The sequence below is a fragment of the Paenibacillus arenosi genome (assembly GCF_014841135.1).
GTDB lineage: Bacteria > Bacillota > Bacilli > Paenibacillales > Paenibacillaceae > Paenibacillus_B > Paenibacillus_B arenosi.
On the sequence record NZ_JACYTN010000008.1, the window covers coordinates 61,926 to 79,062 of the forward strand.

General features: G+C 44.1%; 17 protein-coding genes. 5 read left to right on the plus strand and 12 right to left on the minus strand.

What is annotated here, in order from left to right; genetic code table 11:
• Window positions 1–103 precede the first annotated feature (103 nt).
• The 3 genes from IFO66_RS12490 to IFO66_RS12500 all read right to left on the minus strand — a co-directional run bounded on the left by IFO66_RS12490 (window position 104) and on the right by IFO66_RS12500 (window position 3,156).
• Window positions 104–1,165, minus strand: coding sequence for a glycosyltransferase (locus tag IFO66_RS12490; protein ID WP_192025468.1), 1,062 nt, complete (start codon window positions 1,163–1,165; stop codon window positions 104–106).
• Window positions 1,166–1,200: 35 nt separating this feature from the next.
• On the minus strand, window positions 1,201–2,277 hold the full coding sequence (locus IFO66_RS12495; protein ID WP_192025469.1) for a glycosyltransferase family 4 protein: 1,077 nt from the start codon (window positions 2,275–2,277) through the stop codon (window positions 1,201–1,203).
• A 165-nt stretch (window positions 2,278–2,442) separates the two neighbouring features.
• Window positions 2,443–3,156: a Cthe_2314 family HEPN domain-containing protein gene (locus IFO66_RS12500; RefSeq protein WP_192025470.1), complete on the minus strand. Its 714-nt coding sequence runs from the start codon at window positions 3,154–3,156 to the stop codon at window positions 2,443–2,445.
• A gap of 242 nt (window positions 3,157–3,398) precedes the next feature.
• Between IFO66_RS12500 and IFO66_RS12505 the strand changes: the two genes are divergently transcribed.
• On the plus strand, window positions 3,399–3,551 hold the full coding sequence (locus IFO66_RS12505) for a hypothetical protein (RefSeq protein WP_192025471.1): 153 nt from the start codon (window positions 3,399–3,401) through the stop codon (window positions 3,549–3,551).
• A 214-nt stretch (window positions 3,552–3,765) separates the two neighbouring features.
• Here IFO66_RS12505 and IFO66_RS12510 read toward each other — a convergent pair whose 3' ends face one another.
• Both IFO66_RS12510 and IFO66_RS12515 read right to left on the minus strand, forming a co-directional pair.
• Window positions 3,766–4,701: a COX15/CtaA family protein gene (locus tag IFO66_RS12510; RefSeq protein WP_337912979.1), complete on the minus strand. Its 936-nt coding sequence runs from the start codon at window positions 4,699–4,701 to the stop codon at window positions 3,766–3,768.
• A gap of 260 nt (window positions 4,702–4,961) precedes the next feature.
• The gene (locus tag IFO66_RS12515; RefSeq protein WP_192025472.1) at window positions 4,962–5,300 is read right to left on the minus strand and encodes a thioredoxin family protein; all 339 of its coding nucleotides are present in this window, start codon (window positions 5,298–5,300) and stop codon (window positions 4,962–4,964) included.
• A 174-nt stretch (window positions 5,301–5,474) separates the two neighbouring features.
• Between IFO66_RS12515 and IFO66_RS12520 the strand changes: the two genes are divergently transcribed.
• Window positions 5,475–6,737, plus strand: coding sequence for a DUF2515 family protein (locus tag IFO66_RS12520; protein ID WP_225445721.1), 1,263 nt, complete (start codon window positions 5,475–5,477; stop codon window positions 6,735–6,737).
• Between the two features lie 126 nt (window positions 6,738–6,863).
• Here the strand turns inward: IFO66_RS12520 and IFO66_RS12525 are convergent, their stop codons facing one another.
• From IFO66_RS12525 to IFO66_RS12550, 6 genes are all read right to left on the minus strand, one after another.
• Window positions 6,864–8,495: a putative polysaccharide biosynthesis protein gene (locus IFO66_RS12525; RefSeq protein ID WP_192025473.1), complete on the minus strand. Its 1,632-nt coding sequence runs from the start codon at window positions 8,493–8,495 to the stop codon at window positions 6,864–6,866.
• A gap of 81 nt (window positions 8,496–8,576) precedes the next feature.
• Complete coding sequence (locus IFO66_RS12530) at window positions 8,577–9,062, minus strand: DUF456 domain-containing protein (RefSeq protein WP_192025474.1); 486 nt, start codon at window positions 9,060–9,062, stop codon at window positions 8,577–8,579.
• A gap of 60 nt (window positions 9,063–9,122) precedes the next feature.
• On the minus strand, window positions 9,123–9,857 hold the full coding sequence (locus IFO66_RS12535; RefSeq protein WP_192025475.1) for a Cof-type HAD-IIB family hydrolase: 735 nt from the start codon (window positions 9,855–9,857) through the stop codon (window positions 9,123–9,125).
• Window positions 9,858–10,476: 619 nt separating this feature from the next.
• Entirely contained in the window at window positions 10,477–12,558 is a 2,082-nt protein-coding gene (locus IFO66_RS12540; RefSeq protein WP_225445722.1) for a peptidoglycan D,D-transpeptidase FtsI family protein, read from the minus strand.
• 84 nt (window positions 12,559–12,642) lie between these two features.
• Entirely contained in the window at window positions 12,643–13,773 is a 1,131-nt protein-coding gene (locus IFO66_RS12545) for a transglutaminase domain-containing protein (protein ID WP_225445723.1), read from the minus strand.
• Window positions 13,774–13,805: 32 nt separating this feature from the next.
• A complete protein-coding gene (locus tag IFO66_RS12550) occupies window positions 13,806–14,252 on the minus strand; it encodes an ATPase (protein ID WP_225445724.1) in 447 nt (148 codons plus the stop codon).
• Window positions 14,253–14,432: 180 nt separating this feature from the next.
• Here IFO66_RS12550 and IFO66_RS12555 point away from each other — a divergent pair, with 180 nt between their 5' ends.
• From IFO66_RS12555 to IFO66_RS12565, 3 genes are all read left to right on the plus strand, one after another.
• Window positions 14,433–15,650, plus strand: coding sequence for an MFS transporter (locus tag IFO66_RS12555; protein ID WP_192025477.1), 1,218 nt, complete (start codon window positions 14,433–14,435; stop codon window positions 15,648–15,650).
• A 131-nt stretch (window positions 15,651–15,781) separates the two neighbouring features.
• The gene (locus IFO66_RS12560; RefSeq protein WP_192025478.1) at window positions 15,782–15,919 is read left to right on the plus strand and encodes a hypothetical protein; all 138 of its coding nucleotides are present in this window, start codon (window positions 15,782–15,784) and stop codon (window positions 15,917–15,919) included.
• Window positions 15,920–16,073: 154 nt separating this feature from the next.
• Entirely contained in the window at window positions 16,074–16,433 is a 360-nt protein-coding gene (locus IFO66_RS12565) for a toprim domain-containing protein (RefSeq protein WP_192025479.1), read from the plus strand.
• 22 nt (window positions 16,434–16,455) lie between these two features.
• Here IFO66_RS12565 and IFO66_RS12570 read toward each other — a convergent pair whose 3' ends face one another.
• Window positions 16,456–17,109 carry an SCO family protein gene (locus IFO66_RS12570; protein ID WP_192025480.1) on the minus strand — a complete coding sequence of 218 codons (654 nt, stop codon included), beginning with the start codon at window positions 17,107–17,109 and terminating at the stop codon, window positions 16,456–16,458.
• Window positions 17,110–17,137: the final 28 nt, after the last annotated feature.

A 17,137-nucleotide genomic window follows, 5' to 3' on the forward strand; every position in this document is an offset into this window, starting at 1 on the left:
AGCCTATTCAATACAAGAAATCACAAAAAAGACAACCCATTTTCAGTGGTTGCCCCTAATCAATAAAGACATGATTTCTGGCCGATATGACGCTCTTATTTCATTAGGATTGGTACGTAAATGAGGGAGAAACAGGCTCATTTTCAAGCGGTTTCCGGAGCTTTTTATTCGAATGTAATCGTATCACTTTACTGTATATGTCCAAATAATTTTCTGTCATTTTCGCATTTGTAAACCACTTTACAACGTATCGTCTTAGTACACGTGAACTTGGATACTTTTTCAATTGCACCTTCCGAATCATCTCTCCCACCGTTTTGCACACAAATGATGGAAAACCTGCTAACACTTCAGAAACCGAGCCATTATTTAGTGCTAATACAGGTGTGCCACACGCTAATGCCTCAATCATCACTAACCCAAATGCCTCTTCCATTAACGTAGGAAACAAGACACATTCAGCATGCTTCAATAAATTTTGTTTCTGTCTGCCTTGTACTGCACCTACATAGTGAATGTTAGGATTTCTGGCAATACGAGGCTTAATTTCCTGTTTAAAAAATAGCTGCGAATTGACTGGCCCTGCGATAATAAGCCTCTTCCCTGTCTTTTCTGCTACTTCTATGGCCTTTAATACACCTTTGCTCTTAATAACCCGTCCCATGAACAGTAAATAGCCATGTTTGTCAGGGCTAAACTCGTACTCGTCCGCATTAATTCCATTATATACATAAAACCCTCGATTTTTACCGTTCACTTTTCGTGCTCTTTTACTTACATATACGGGATAATCCACTTTGTTTTTTACAGGCATATGAATCGTACATACAGTAGGAACCCTTCGGTTAGTGCCTAGCGCAGAGTGAAAGGTATGATCGTGAATAATATCTGTATGTTTTGGCAATTTGCTTAGTACAAAGGCTCCTATACTGCTTTTTTTCAATGATTTTGGATATTGGATAAGCTTAGCACTGCTCTTGCTGCCTTGCGCCGCAAACAAATATACATCATGTCCTCGCCGCACCAGTTCTTCTGTCAGCTCGTACACGATCTTCTCCGTTCCTCCTTTATTTGACGGCACCGGGTGAGCATTAGGAAGATTAGAAATGACTTGAACGATCGTTAAGCGCTTTTTGTTCAATCGAATTCCGTTAGGTTCTTTCATTCAAGCTCTCCCTCCTCCTTACCATCCCTCAGCCTTCATCCTGCAATGATGCGCTTATATACCTTTATTAAATTTGCTGCTGTACGCTTCCAACTAAAACGTTCGACCGCATCCTTTCTTGCTTGCTTTGCAAGCTTATCAGCGACCTTCTTGTTCATGGCAAGCGATATAAGCCATTTAGCATGGGCTTCAAACTTTGTATAAGGATTAACTAAGTATCCGTTGGATTCATGCTTTACGATTTCTTTTATTCCTCCGATATTGGAAGCTACGATAGGCAGCCCAGATGACAGCGCCTCTACATTGACTAGCCCGAAAGCTTCATGCTGCTGAGATGGACAGACAAAGCAATCTGCGGTTCGGTACATACTGCCCATATTTTTATGTGACACACGACCCTTAAACTCAACATCTACGTTATGCAGCTTCACTAGCTCTTTTAGTTCTTTCAAATAACTTGCTTTGCCTGTGCCGACAATGATGAGTTTGGCATGTGGGACCTGCTTGCGGACGATGCTCATCGCTCGTACGATAACAGGCACTCCTTTTCGCGGTATAACCCTTCCTGCAAAAAGAACATGAAAGAACTTTCTCCGGCCCCGCTCAGGGGATGGTATAAAGGCTTCTATATCAACACCAAGATGAATTCGGTTAAGTTTATGCGCCACTTTAGGAAATCGTTGTGCTACTCTGCTCTTGAGCGAGTCGCTGTTAACAATGATGCAATCGGAGAAGGCTATACTTTTGGATACAGCTTTTGAAGCTGGAACGAAGGTTAGTGAGTGAAGGAATAAAGTAACAGGGGTATTGGGCTTTGCTTGTTTAATAGACGCCATATAATGCGGACGATTATCTACTTGAATCAGATCGTACTGCTTATCTTCAATATAGTGAAGTACCGATGAGAGATACGTCTGAGAACTTCCTCCTAGGACACGAACAATAGTTAAATTACCCAACTTGCTTAACGGCTGCAAACCAGCGCTTTGACGGCTAACGATTGTTACTTTCTCGGTTTTGGCGAGCCGCTTCGCAATCGCAAGCATACAAATTTCCACTGAACCGTTACCCGGAACTGGTATTTGCTCAGGTGCAACCATTAGAATGTTCATAACGAATCCCACCCATTTGGTTTCTACTATCTTTTCTCTTTACGATATGCATAGAATATAAATTTGTCCTAGTGAAACGGTGGAATATGCAGCCGCAAATGAAAAACGGCTCAAGCACCGTCACTATTCTCGGATACTTGAACCTGTTGTTAATCCTCTCATTCACTACGGTTTGGATCGAATTTTGACCTGACATAAATGTTCAAAAATATATACGATCGTCTGACAAACCATCGTTAAGCCTTTCTGCAAATCTCGCATATTAGCTTGAATATCTTCCAGTTCCACCTTGTCATTAAGACTTCGATGCCGCTGCCATAAATCATCCTGCATCTCTGTATTCATATGATGGATTTCCATGTTTCTACGTTTACGAAGACGCTGCATCTCTTCTTTATACGTTTCCTTAATCCCCGAGAGCTGCTCTAGAAGGACTGGAGCTGTATGTAAATAGCTCATTTGACGTAACACTGTAAAGAAAGAGAAATGCTGCTTTACCTTCTGCGTATGCAATGATAATACTTCGTTCAACAATGTCCCTAATTTATCCAAAATAGAAAACACGCGAATGAAGCCATTTTTATAGAAATATACATGCCGATAATAATCATCAAGCTCGATATCACTCATCTCCGCTTGATAGTGCTTCGTCACGCGATCAGCAAACCGCCCTGATGCATATACACTTTGCTCCAGCTCGTCCAGCGACGTTTGTAATCCAACCGCCCATATCTCCACTTTACGCCAGTCATGATCAGGATCACCGCTCTTAGCCATATATTGTCGAACCAATGACAAATACTGATCCATGCTTACCCACGCATCTTTTAATTCACCCTCATCTATGCGAGGTGCTTCACCGAACAACATTCGGAGCATAATACGTCCTCCATCCGTTAATGAAATGACGGCAACCCTCTCCCTCACTATTGTTAACATGACTCTAACAGCCTCACTTCATACTCCATTCTTTTGAAGCGAGTAGCCAAGTTACGATATTGTAAGCTTCCAGTAAGTCCTTTCGATGGTTCGTAACAATACGAAACGATACAATAAAGTCATCAAGAAACAACAACCAATAAAACATTACACACAACGAAACATACATGGAGGTACTACTCATGAAAACAACTCAGATCATAACAACTGCTCAAATGGCAAACATTCAGACGCAAGGGCAACAAGCTCAAGCAAAATTAACATGGAATAACCGCTGGATCGTTGCAGCTAAGGCTGTTGCAGCTGTCGTATTTTTAGGCCGCATGGCGGAGTAAGTTACACAAAACACGAATCTTCTATATGCTGTAACTAAAAGGAGCGAATGTAGGCAATGATAGGGAACGATGACTCATTGCGAGCCTACTATCTCATTACATCTCATAAGATGAACATAGTGCTTGCCGTGTTAAAACATCAAATCCAGATTACAAAGAAGCAGACCACATGACACGTATCGAAATGATAACCGTGCAATGGTCTGCTTTTGTGTTATTGTCTCTTCGTTCGCAGTTGCCAAACACGAATGCTAAGATGACAAAGTACGCTAAATAATAAACAAATAAGTACCGTATGAAGCAATCCGGTGAACAGGAACCAATTCTTGTTTGTTACAGTGAACACAACGAGTGCGCCACTTAACACTTGCATAACCGTTAGAATAAGCGCCCATATACCGCAAAGTTGGATTTCACGATTATCTTTATGAGAATGATAAGCAAAATGAGACATCGCTGCTACGACCAGAACTAACAACGCTGCTGCAACACGGTGCAAGAAGGCGATAAGCGTCCCACCCGTTAATTCAGGAATAATTTCTCCATTGCACAGGGGCCATCCAAGACAGCCACCGCCTGAATCGGTATGCCGAACAAATGCGCCTACGTAAATCACAATATATGTATACAACAAGGTAAACCATACTCCATACCGGAACGTATCGTTGACAGGCGTTCCCCCAACAACTTCAGTAGCTTCCGGATCGTTCGCATATCTTCGAATTGCTAAACTAAGTAAAAACGATGACGCGAATGCAATAATGGAAAATCCAAAGTGTAACGCCATAATCGCTGGAACTTGCACGTACATAACTGCAAGCGCTCCCATTAACGCTTGAATCACGGTAAAAATCAAAGTTAAGGATGCATAGAACACTGCATCTTTCTTCTTAAGCTGACGTATAACCCATACAAAAATCGCAATGACCAGCAGACCTTCAATCCCACTTACTAATCGGTGCGAATATTCGATCATGGATTCAATCGTGTACGCTGGAATAAACTCTCCATTACAGAGAGGCCAGTCAGTCCCACAGCCTTCGCCTGATCCGGTCTTCGTTACGACTGCTCCGTTAAGAACGACGAAGAACATCCCAAAACAGACGAGGTAGGCAAATCTCTTCATCTTGGTGAGCTGTTTGCTATCCACATTATTCACCTGACCTGTCGTTCATCTCAATTTCAATTCATTTTCGTTTATCCCCGTCATGAATACACTGCATCTGCATTCATCACTAAGCATTCTGCCCCCAGAATGCTCTATGGGGAAATATGACAAACTGTGCCAATGAATTTCATTATAACGGAAAACCTATATAAAAGAACGACTTTTTTGTGACAAAAATTGCAAAACAATAGCCCCCTATTCTTATATAGCAATAGGAGGCCTAGCTGCATTACTTCATTTCGTTAATTCAGCGCTTCTGCGACAGCAATTGCGCGTTGAACAAACTCTTCAATTTCCGTACGCGACTTACGCAGCTTGTTCACAAAGCGAATCGTTTCTTTGCCGCCCTTAAAAGCAACAAAGCTCGGAATGCCCATAATGTTTAGTTCAGAAGCAACTTCTTGCAGCGCTTCAGCATCGACCTCAATAAAGGTTGCTTTGTCATACGTTTGTACTACTTCAGGCATAAATGGATCGATAAAATGACAATCCGGGCACCAACTTGTCTTAAATACAGCAATCGTTGTACCTTCTTGCGCAATGACTTCATTAAAACGTTCCGTTTTTGATACTTTTTCCATAACGATTCACTCCTCTTTGTTGTACCACAAGCTATTATTCATGTATTGTTTCATTATTTAGCCGCTTCTGTCAAACCCCTTGTTACAAACTTTCCTGCGATGGGTATACTAACTTCATCATCTCACTTCGGACGAAACTAACTATTTTTTATTTGGAAGGAGCCTTGTGCTGCTTTGAGCAAATTAAAGGGAATACCCTGGAAAGAAACCATCAAACTTGCACAACAGTTCATGCGTACTGTCTACAACGCCATACGTCGTTTTATCCAAAATACAATGGCCCGTTGGCTCCCTCAGCGTCCACGTACATTAGAATGGAACGACGCCCATGTTATTCGGATAGAGGATAATCTTAAGCGGTATTTCCTTGAACAAGGAAAACAAAAAAGCGCTGACTCCCTGTTTCACACGATACACCGCCATCATCTCAGTCGCGATGAACGAGAGCTTATTCAGTATATTAAACGCAGCGTACGCAATGCGAATCGGAGCAATATTACTCGCACAGCTGCTTATTTACGTATATACACGTCGCACCCAGAATTGCACTGGGCATTACTTGCCCATATGGTATCCCGCAATGGCGGCTATAATATGACGGATCTAAAAGGGGAATGGCTGCCAGCTTTCATGAACAGTGAATACCGTCATTGGAGTTATCGCATGCTGGAAAGATGCAACGCTTTAATATTTCATGACGCCTATTGCCAGCTATTGTTATATGCATCGAGTCGTAAAAGTGGTAAAAGCCTGTTTCATTTGCTCCCGTTCTTTGGCGTTTCTGCCTTTATGACACCGGTATGGGATACGTTTTGGATTCAGCCGAACAGCCCTTTATTAACCATCTCGCTCATTATTAACGAACAAAATGTGATTGAAGGTAGAGTGATCCAGAATCCCACCTTTCAGCAGCATATTATACAACGCAAAGATTTTCTAGCTCACGGCCTGCTGCAAATGAATCAGATTATCTTTCCGACCCAGACGCCTCATGCAACATCTCCAGCGCGATTGGTGGGATTAACATTAGAACGGTTCGATAATCTCGAAGAGCGCATTGCTTTCGGCAAACAGTTGTATACGATTTTGTTCGACATACCGGACGTACTCGAAGGAGTTCAGAAGTTCGCCCGTGCCGTGCCGCACACTGGATCACGCGCAGACTATTGGCCGCATCGATTCACGCTTGATAAACTCGCGCTACGACGTGATCGTTCCATAACTACTGCCTACAGCCCACGCCTGGTGGATGTATGGCAGGACGAGCAGCATGCACCTATTGAGGTCGGTGATTGGCTCCATGATGAAGGAGCCGTGCATAATCTATTTCTGCCAACGATTCCTCATGGAATCGACATGAACGATGCTCATCATCAATTGCTAAATGAAATGCAGTCCATGGCTCGCATCGCAGCAAATAATAGCCGTATGCTGTGACCTTCTAAACAGCACTTGTTCCAACAAAAAGACCATCTCGCAAAAGAATCAGCTGCTGGCTGCTCTTTTATCAAGATGGTCTTTTTTGATCTTATCACTAATCAACCAATAATCGAGTATTACTGACTACTTTCTCGCACGGCTTGGCTGCAGACGCATAAGTGGTCGCAGTAGCTTCTGTACCGCTTTCGGATAGCCTGATAGTTCCTCACTCCGTATAACACGGAAAATGACCAAGCCAGCCACAAATAGTACAAGAACGGTAATGGATACAAATGCTGCAGTGAAGAATAAGCCAAGCTTATCAGGTACTGCTGTATGCAATGAAATTTGTTGGCCAATATACTCAACTGCATAACCCGTACCGCCTGCTACCAACGTCGCCAATATAAATCCTGGCCAACGTTTGCCGATAACCGAGAATTTGACGACTTTCTTCAGTACACGCAAGTTTAAGTAGGTAATTACGAAAAATGCGATCATCGTCGCTGCAATAATGCCGTATATGCCTAAGAACGGTGCTAATACAAAGCTCATCACAAGCTTTAAAATGATGCCGCCTGTTACACTGATCATCGCAATATATGGCTTGCCTAGCCCGATCAAAATCGAGCTGGACGTCATCATAGAAATTTGGAATATAGTCGCAAGCGTCTGCATCGAAATGATGCTTGCCCCATCCATCGTACTAAAAATAAATCCATTCACAGAGAACGCCCCAACGCTAAGTGCAAGCACTAGCGGCATGCCGCTCAATACAGAAATGCGCATCGCCAGTGTAACCTGACGCTGTAAATGCGGCATATCCCGCTTCGCATAAGCCGAGGAAATAACCGGAATCAAGGATGTACTAAGTGCGATGGCTAAGATTGGCGGTATCCCTGCAATAGACTGCCCCCGTTGTCCAAGTATACCGTACAAGTACGTCGCTTGAGCTTCCCCAATGCTAGGCGTCAATAACGGTATCGTGAACGTAGAGTCAATCATATTTACAGCAGGCACAGCCAACATTGAGATAACAATTGGAACAGAAAGAGTAAAGATAGATGCGAAAATATCACGCAGTGGAACAACTTGTCCACCCATGCTGCGAGCACGAAGCCCTGCTTCGCGATCCGCTTTGCGCAATTTGCGCAAGTAGTAAACCATGACGACAAAAGCACCGATACTGCCGAATACGCCGCCGAACGAAGCCCCTGCCGCAGCATATCCTTGCGAAGCACCGCTATTCACCAAGATCAGCGCCAGCGCGATGGCTGTAACTACACGCAATATCTGCTCTACAATTTGCGATATGCCACTTGCTTGCATCATATTACGACCTTGTGTATAGCCCCGCATCATCGCTAGCAGCGGGAACAACAGCAAGGCAGGAGCCAATGCTCGTATCGCTGGTGCCGCTTCGGGCTGTCCAGCAAAGTTAGCATACCAAGGCGCAAACACGATAAGCAGAACGGTAACGACAATACCAGATACTAAGCCGAACAACAGCGCTGCATAATAAATACGCTCAGCTTCTCGCACTTTGTTCAATGCGTATTTTTCCGACACCATCTTGCTTAATGTACTTGGTATACCAGCAGTAGCAACAGCTAGAATAAGCAAATATACATTTTGCGAGGTGGCGAAGGCGGCATTGCCTACAGGTCCCAGCATATGCTCAAGCGGTACGCGCTGGAATACGCCTAGAAGCCGAGCTACGAGCGTAGCTGCAGCGATAATAAGCGTCCCCTTGATGAATGTTTCTTTTTTCGCCAACAGGTTTCCCTTCTTTCTCTATTAATGCACCATTCATAAAGGAATTCAGAATTGAGAACTTACATATTGTCCAAAACTAACTTAGAACATTGCGATCCAGACAAAGAATAGAATGATCATAATGAGCTGCAAAATAACCGTAATAACCGAACTTGTAAATAAGCCTACAACCGCACCTAATGAAGCTTTTGCGGAACGCTGTACATCGGAACCTGTTATCATCTCACCGATAAATGCGCCGAGGAAAGGGCCAATAATAAGACCGAATCCTGGAATAACGAACGGACCGATGATGATACCAATCGTACTGCCGATAACAGATGGGCGCGATCCACCGAACCGCTTGACTCCCCATGCACTAACAGCATAATCCGACACGAACAATGCCACAACGATTAGTGTTTGAATCGTCCAGAACACCCAGCCGAATGATTCGAAACCGAAGAACCATCCATATACGAAAAATGCCCCATAAACCGCTACTGCTGCTGGCAATATTGGAAATATAGCTCCTGCCATACCAATGGCAAACAACGCGATTACGAGTACCCAACCGAGAATGTCCATATGTGTTTCCCCTCACTGTCTCTATATTCTCTTGTTCAAAAAATCGCACTACAGCGCTTGTTACAAAATAAAGCGCCGTATAGCTTCAGCTACACCGTGCTCGTTATTTGAAGCTACAACGACATCCGCAGCTTGCTTCACAGCATCCTGCGCATTTCCCATTGCAACCCCTAATCCCGCTTGTTGAATAACAGCGAGATCATTCAAGCTATCGCCTACTGCGACAACTTGCGACATGTCTATGCCAAGCAGCTCGCAAACAGTGCGAATGCCTGACGCCTTCGATATGCCTGCTGGATTAATCTCAATATTGGTTAGTGCGGAATTCGTCAGCTCTAAGCAACCTAATGCTTGCAGCTCTGTCAAAATGGACGATAGCACATCAACATCTTCATTGTAGTAGCCGAATTTTAGCCAATCTTCTTGATCAACTTCTCCAGTCCACTTCTCACGGTTGTACAACGCCTTCGTGGAATAAGCCCAGAACCAAGTATCATACTTTTCCGACAAATTCAGCATTTGTTGAACCGCTTCACGATCCAGCAAATATCGCATGTACAACTCCTGTGGACTGCGCCAAATCTCACTTCCGTTCACAACAACTAAAGGTCCATTCAAGCCCAACTCCTCTGCGTAAGGAAGCGCATTTTGGATCGCCCGACCTGTAGAGAGCATTACCGTTACCCCTGCCTGTTGTGCTTCAGCGATGGCTTTGGCTGTCTCTTGACTTACAACATGATCATCATCCAAAAGCGTCCCGTCCATGTCGAGAGCTAATAATGCATATTTACTCATTGCTGTATTCACTCCCGTCTATATGACAATTGCTTAGCTTATCAACCCTTCGTGTAACCATTGGCGACAAGCTATGTCAATGATTTGTTATCCAATTACACATAACGATATTGTAACATAACGGAACCTGCACAACCAAGCAATTCGTAGGTCGCTGTCCCTACAAAAGAGAGACTGCTATTGAAGCCAAATCATGAGCTTCAAGCAGTCTCTTCAACATGCATAATATCGAATAATCATCCAGCACCACCTATCGTTTCTTACATCGAAGACATAAACATTAAAAATAATACCGTCATGACAAAGCGCTTAATGGCAGAACTCCATTTGACTGTTTTCTTTCTCATCTTCTTCTGTTCTGTCTTCACCTTGTCATCCTCCCATATTCAAAATCGTTGAGCATTCTTTTGTTCGCACTTTAGCATTCGCGCAATAGTGTTATCTTCACGCTTCTTTTTTCTACTTACACAATACTTTTTCTCTAATGCAACATTTACTCCAAAAAAATAAATTTATGATTCATTCTTATGTTACAACCGTCCCAACTGTGCGGATTAGCTGTAAAAATAGGCAATAGAGACCCCTCCACAAAGGAGAGGCCTCTCGGATCTTCTGACTTTTACTGTTGTCCTGTTGATTGCTCGTTGTTTGCAGCATTTGATGGGCTTTCCGCCTTTTTGCGCGGCGTGCCTGTCAAACCAACTTCTTCATCATAAGCATCAAAGATCGCACGTGCAATTGGAGCTGCGGAATAAGAACCATATCCACCTTCTGGGACAACGACTACTACCGCCAGCTTAGGCTTATCCGCTGGAGCGTAGGCAATAATTACCCCGTTCTCAACAAGTTTGCCGCCAACCTGTTGCTGGGACGTACCTGTTTTACGATAGAAAGGATAGGGGAAGCCATCAAATCCATGAGCAGTTACATTACTCATACCAGCCTCGATTTCTTTCCAATATGCATCGTTAAATTGAGCCTCGTTCAGAATTTCCGGCTGGAACTCCTTAACGGTATTGCCCTCACCATCTGTAATCTTGCTTACAAACTGAGGCTTCAGACGTTTGCCGTGGTTGGCTAACATCGCTGTATACTGCGCCAGCTGCAGCGTCGTATATTTACCCATTTGACCGAAAGATGCACTTGCAAGTGCGGATTGAGCACTATAACGCTTAGCATCTTCAATATATTCCTTAACCCCTGCACTTTCACCGGGAAGCCCGCTTCCCGTCAATACACCGAGTCCAAACATCTCCATGTAGCTATCCCAGACTTCCAACCCATTTTTGTCTGTACGACTAAACAATCGTTTACCGATCATGTCGATCATAAATGGGTTTGAAGATACTTGAAGCGCACGAGCAGCATCCATCGATCCGTACACTCGGCGATTGGAGTTCCAAATTTTACGTTCGTATCCTTTACGACCAATTTCGGCATATCCACGGTCATAGTAAGAATCGTGCAGACCAAACATCTGCTCTTGCAAACCAACCAGCACTGTAAGAGGCTTCATAACCGACCCAAGATATACTAAAGAAGAAGGATGCTTCATACGTTCACGATCATCTTCATAGGGTGGATACACTTCTCGTATCGTACCATTCCCCATATAAAACTGATTCGCCTTATGATCCTCAGGTGAGATCGAACCATTGCGCCATACGTTCGGGTCGTAGTCCGGCATACTTGCCATGGAAACAATATTCCCCGTCTCCACTTCCATCGCTACGGCATAAGCCGTCTTGGCGTAAGGTGCTCGTTCAATCGAATTTGGCGAATTGCGAAGTTTCTCCAAATGCTTCGTAATCGCTTCTTCCGTCTTCAACTGCACATCGCGGTCGATGGTCAAATGAAGATTATGACCGCGCTCTGGCTTCGTCATCTCCATTTCTCCAATAACTCGTCCTGCAACGTTAACCGGGAATCGCTTCAAACCGTTCTTCCCGCGCAGTTCTTCCTGGAACATATACTCAAGTCCGTCTACTCCGACATCCTCATGTTCCAAATAGCGCAATTCATCCGGCATCGTGTCACGATTTTCATGGATGTTCTTATAGTAATCGTAACTCTCACGAACACCCTTGAATTTCTTCAAGTATCCAACGAGCTGAACCGCTACGCCATCTTTATCATAGTTACGGACGCTGTCCTCAATAACCTCCAGCCCTTTAAGATCCGGCTTATTCTCAAGGAAGAAAGCAACTTCTTTTTGACTGAGCCCTGTCTTAATTAGCCGTGGTACAAACGTATAGTTGACACGCCCCGTCAAGTCCATATTTTTCACGATTTCATCTGCTGTAGGCTGTTTTACATTTGGATCACCGTAATTTTTGAAAATGGTTTCCAATTGCTTGGCCAACTGCTTGGCCTCTGCCAAATTCTCTTCCAACTTATAGTTCTTCTCAATTGTGAAGTACAAAGATTGTGTAGACGTGGAATAAGCAATCGGTTCATTAGATGCATCGTAAATCGTTCCACGCAGCGGTGGAATGGCCGTTGTTTTGTAACCTAGGCGAGTTTCTTTCTCTTTCATGGAAGGCCCTTCAACAAATTGAAGGAAAGCCAATCGTATAATAAGCACGCTGAACACCGTAAAGGTTATAAAAAAGAAAGCGTTCAAGCGAAACGAAAAGTGGCGCCTATTGATTATTTCCCGCTTCTGCGGATCATCTCTGTGTGGATGACTCAAGCCTCTCATCCTTCCTGCTGTCATCTATCATCATTACTGTAAAATAAAGTGTAGCACATTTGTAGGACAAGCTTCAAAGGGTTACGTGCTTCACTAGTCAGGAATATGAGTTTTGGAAAAATCAGGGCGATCAAACCAATCTCCAGTGCTGGCCCAGGTTGTATCGAGCAAGATCCATTTCTCTTCCTCCGTCAAATACACACTGTTCCAAGCATGAGGACCATAACCGCCTCTGCCATCGTATCCGACACCTGTAATCACTTTAACTTTGAGAGCCACCGTACGCGCCATCATCGCGTATAGACGTGCGTAATCAATGCATACCCCTTCTTTCGACTTGAATGTATCCGCGGGGGCTTGCTCTTTCCACACCCCTTTTTCTAAATAGTTATTCGCTTTATCCCAATCATATTGAATACGTGTCCCGATCCAATCGTACAGCTTTCTAGCCTTTTCCTTATCAGAAGCAGCGCCTTCTGTTATCTTCACCGCCGCTTGTTCAATATTTTGCGGGATGTGCTGATCAATTACTTCATAGCGGCGATGCATCATCTCCTTGAACTGCTGTTCTACTTGGGATGACAGCACCGGCAGCTTCTCTGTGATCCAACTTCCGGCCACTGGCTTCACAATGCGATTACTGACTTCCTGATACAGGTCGGAAGCTTGAATGGCCCGACTGAAGCCTCCGCTTGGCTGCAGCGATACGACACCAAACAGCACGGCCACAATAATGACTAAGCGTATGATACCCGTCACAATACCAACAAAAGCTCCAATGGAACGGCTAAACAATCGCTGCAGCCCTGTACGCCTCCGCGCTGTTCTCGCATGCTCATCTCTTTCATCGGCGGAAGGCGCCCATATCACAATTAATAATCGCTCCACCACATTCAGTAAAAGTCGGATTACAAAATACAGCACGATAAACAATAACAACATACGCATAAAATCAAAGTCACGAATGCTGGTTATGACAGTGAAATAAGAACGTTCCCACCAAGATGGATCCGCTGGAATTGTAAGCTGCATATCTTGAATCCAAGCCACCACTATAGGTGATAGCTGATTCGCTAATTGATAAGCGATGAACATAGATACCAACGTTAACACGGCATGAATAGCAAAAAAGAAGAGGTGCTGCATCGACCCCGAAGCGCCTCTGCTCACCCCTTGCCACACACTGACGAATAGAACAAGGGCAAGCAGGAGTGTAATCATCATGCCAGTTCCCCCTTGCATCAATCCATCCATCATTATTTCTTAGCCCCTTCGATGAATTGACGAATCATCTCTGTAGATTCCCACTCACCTAGTGAAACTCCGCCAAGAGAAACGTGCACCTTCGTACTTCCGGCTTGTCCTTTTAACTCCAAGCTTGGCGTCTTAACCGTGTAGGAACCGTCTTTATTGCGCTCATAGGTCGCTTTACTCGCTTCATCCTTCATCGCTTGAATAGCTTGATCTTTAAGCTTAGCTACCGTTTCATCTTTCACCGTTGTAACTACTTGATCGATATCTTTCCATGTAACCCCACTATATACGGCCACGCCAGCCACAATGACAATAACGAGCGCCCATTTAATCATCGTCTTCACAAAGCTGATAATAACAAGCAGCACAATAAGTGCAATTAGAAACAGCAGCCAGTTCTGCTTAATGAACTCAAATAACGTATCCATCTGTATATCCATCTTGTACATCTGTCCTTTCTCGTTTTTCTTAGCGTATTATACATCATTTCCAATATCGACGTAAGAGCATACATTCATCCTTCACAGCCAAGGATCCCTATTTCCATCGCCGAGATCTCTGAAAGTAATAAGTTCGTCCCATTACGCGTACAAGTATAGAATAAACGAAATCCATAGGAGGTGAAAACATTGCGTTCTGTCGTATGGCTCTATTTATTTTTGTTCGTAGCCTTCTTCGATTTGCATGCCCAATATCCGATTTTAACGCCTTTTGCTGTTTCCCTTGGTGCGGCCCCGTCCTTTATTGGACTGATGATGGGCTTGTATTCCTTCACCCATTTACCCGGGAACATACTGGCAGGGTACGGTGTCGATCGTTACGGAAGTCGTATTTTTATTATGTGGAGCCTGATGGGGGCTGGAGTTCTTTTAATTTTACAAGCCCATGTTACTGATCCATGGCAACTGCTTATCGTACGTTCGATCAGCGGTTTTGTATTGGCCTTTCTATCCCCTGCTTGCTTGGCACTGCTCGCTCGCTATGCAGAGGATCAAGTACAGCAAGGCAAGTTGATGGCAGGCAATGGACTTATTCATACCCTTGCATCTGTCGTATCTCCGGCCGCAGGGGCATACCTCGTATCCAAGCTTGGATTCACGATGGCATTTCAGGCACTAGGAATTGGTCTACTTGTTATCGGGGCACTGGCATCCGTCCTTATACGCCCGCCACAATACGCGAAACCAGCAGGAGGAGTGGCAATAGCCAAGGAAGCAACCAATGAGCTTCACTCCTCTCAAGCCGGTCACAACATCACCGCCATCCTAACAAGTGCGCAAGAAGCTCCAGTGCAGCCTATACCGCTTAGATTTTTTCTACTTCCTTTAGCGATTGCCTGTTCACAAGGCATTTTATTTTTTGAGCTTCCCTTTGCGGCGAATGCTCTGCAGTCCGTCGTAAAGACCGGCATGTTATTCACCGCTGTCAGTTTGGGAGCCTTATTTACACTAAGTTTGTTGTTTTTGAACCGATACTCCGCCTTCCTTAGAACTTGGCTTGGTTCCTTTTGCTTATCTATCCTTTTCTTCTGCATGGCAATTGATGCGCCAATACCGTTATACGTTACTTTATTTCTTATCGGCATGACAAAAGGAGTGACGCTGCCTGCGCTTTCTGCCCACCTGCTACAACTAAGTGGAGGCGCTCGATATGGACGTATTTTCTCAACGCTGTCTATCGCCTTCTCAATCGGATCATTTCTTGGTCCCATGTTGGCGGGGCAACTTCGTTCTTATGTATCTCCCTTTTTCATCGCCTTCATCATTTTAATGGCTGCGGTCACATTTATACCGTGGCACCGCCCTTGGCAGGCGATTTCTTCCAGCTCCAAACTGCAGCGTACCTAAAGCCATTAATCCATATTACAAACAGGCGAATACCTATCTTCATTAGATCTGGGTAAACACACAGCACGACTGCTGCCCTGCTTCATACAATACATTGTGTTCGATGATAAGAGCTGAAAGAGGTGAACGGAATGTCTCATTGTGTGGATCCTTGCAATGTTAATCCTTGCTACGGCGGCGGCGGTTATGGTGGAGTGGCAACAGCAACTGGTGTTGTCCTTGTCCTTTTCATCTTATTAGTTATCATTTTAAAAGCTGTCTGTTTCTAACAGTGTCACACTCTCTCCCTCATGCGGCTTGCTGGCTAAGCAAGCCGTTTATTTTTATTCTGTACGTTCCGTGCGCAACGTTTTACTACAGTTGTGATACACTATATAGAACAAACGGACATGTTTAATCTTTGTAAGGTAAGAAGGTGCGCACATGAATGACACAGAAATTGTGATTATTGTAGAAGGAAAAAATGACCGCAGCAGACTGCGTCGCTTATTGAATGATTACGTTGTTATTTTATGTACATTCGGAACCTTGAACACAGCCAAGTTGGAAACCCTTATCAAACAGGTCAGTGATCGAGAAGTGTATTTATTTATGGATAATGATGCTTCTGGGAAAAAAATACGAGGCGTGCTAAGAGACGCTTTCCCAGATGCGGAGCATATTTATACACGTAGAGGCTACGCAGGGGTGGAAGGAACGCCTGATGAATACGTCATTCAGCAGCTAGAAAAAGCGGGGTTGGAGGAATACATCATGTATCCGACTCCAACCCCGTTTGAGTAACAAGTATGCAAGATATAAAAGATTACGATTCAAGAAGCTTCATAACACCAGCGGTGATTGTTTCTGCGGTAACGTCATCCGAGTCCATTTTAACGTTATAAACTTTGCGAATATTGCCCTCGCCATCTACTAACGTAACATAGTTCGAGTGTGAGAAGTTGCCGTCCTTGTCCTTAATGACGAGTGAGCCAAACTGTTCCATCCATTCAGCGGTCTTCTTCTCTTCTCCTCGCAAAAAGTACCAGCCGCTTAAATCCGCTTTATTTTTCTCCAATGCCCATTTCTTCAGTACTTCTTTGGAGTCTCGCTCCGGATCAAAGGTAACGGAATGAAATACGACATCTTTGCCAAATACACCTTTCTCCTTCAACATATCCTGAGCCTCTGTCAGCATATAAGTGGTTGGAGGACATACATCCGGACAGCTAGCGAAGAAGAAATAGAATAAGCGAACTTTGCCTTCCGTATCCGCTAAAGAAACCGTCTTGCCATCGACATTTTCTAGTGAAAAGTCTGGAGCCTGCTTAATAACTGAAAAATCAGCATTTGGATCAGACTGTTCTGCGCCCTCATTTAACATGCCGGATCCATATATCCACGCTGCCGCAATACCAAACAAAAACACCAATGAGAATAAAAAGATTTGTAACGAATACTTTTTCACAAAAGCTGCCACAGCTCCCGCTCCCCTTCGCATCATCTTC

Excerpts from the sequence above, each read along its gene's own strand:
- IFO66_RS12565 (WP_192025479.1), top strand. The coding sequence starts at position 16,074 with ATGAATGACACAGAAATTGTGATTATTGTAGAAGGAAAAAATGACCGC.
- IFO66_RS12530 (WP_192025474.1), bottom strand. The coding sequence starts at position 9,062 with ATGGACATTCTCGGTTGGGTACTCGTAATCGCGTTGTTTGCCATTGGT.
- IFO66_RS12540 (WP_225445722.1), bottom strand. The coding sequence starts at position 12,558 with ATGAGAGGCTTGAGTCATCCACACAGAGATGATCCGCAGAAGCGGGAA.
- IFO66_RS12490 (WP_192025468.1), bottom strand. The coding sequence starts at position 1,165 with ATGAAAGAACCTAACGGAATTCGATTGAACAAAAAGCGCTTAACGATC.
- IFO66_RS12505 (WP_192025471.1), top strand. The coding sequence starts at position 3,399 with ATGAAAACAACTCAGATCATAACAACTGCTCAAATGGCAAACATTCAG.
- IFO66_RS12495 (WP_192025469.1), bottom strand. The coding sequence starts at position 2,277 with ATGAACATTCTAATGGTTGCACCTGAGCAAATACCAGTTCCGGGTAAC.
- IFO66_RS12500 (WP_192025470.1), bottom strand. The coding sequence starts at position 3,156 with ATGCTCCGAATGTTGTTCGGTGAAGCACCTCGCATAGATGAGGGTGAA.
- IFO66_RS12560 (WP_192025478.1), top strand. The coding sequence starts at position 15,782 with ATGTCTCATTGTGTGGATCCTTGCAATGTTAATCCTTGCTACGGCGGC.
- IFO66_RS12550 (WP_225445724.1), bottom strand. The coding sequence starts at position 14,252 with ATGTACAAGATGGATATACAGATGGATACGTTATTTGAGTTCATTAAG.
- IFO66_RS12515 (WP_192025472.1), bottom strand. The coding sequence starts at position 5,300 with ATGGAAAAAGTATCAAAAACGGAACGTTTTAATGAAGTCATTGCGCAA.
- IFO66_RS12545 (WP_225445723.1), bottom strand. The coding sequence starts at position 13,773 with ATGATGATTACACTCCTGCTTGCCCTTGTTCTATTCGTCAGTGTGTGG.
- IFO66_RS12535 (WP_192025475.1), bottom strand. The coding sequence starts at position 9,857 with ATGAGTAAATATGCATTATTAGCTCTCGACATGGACGGGACGCTTTTG.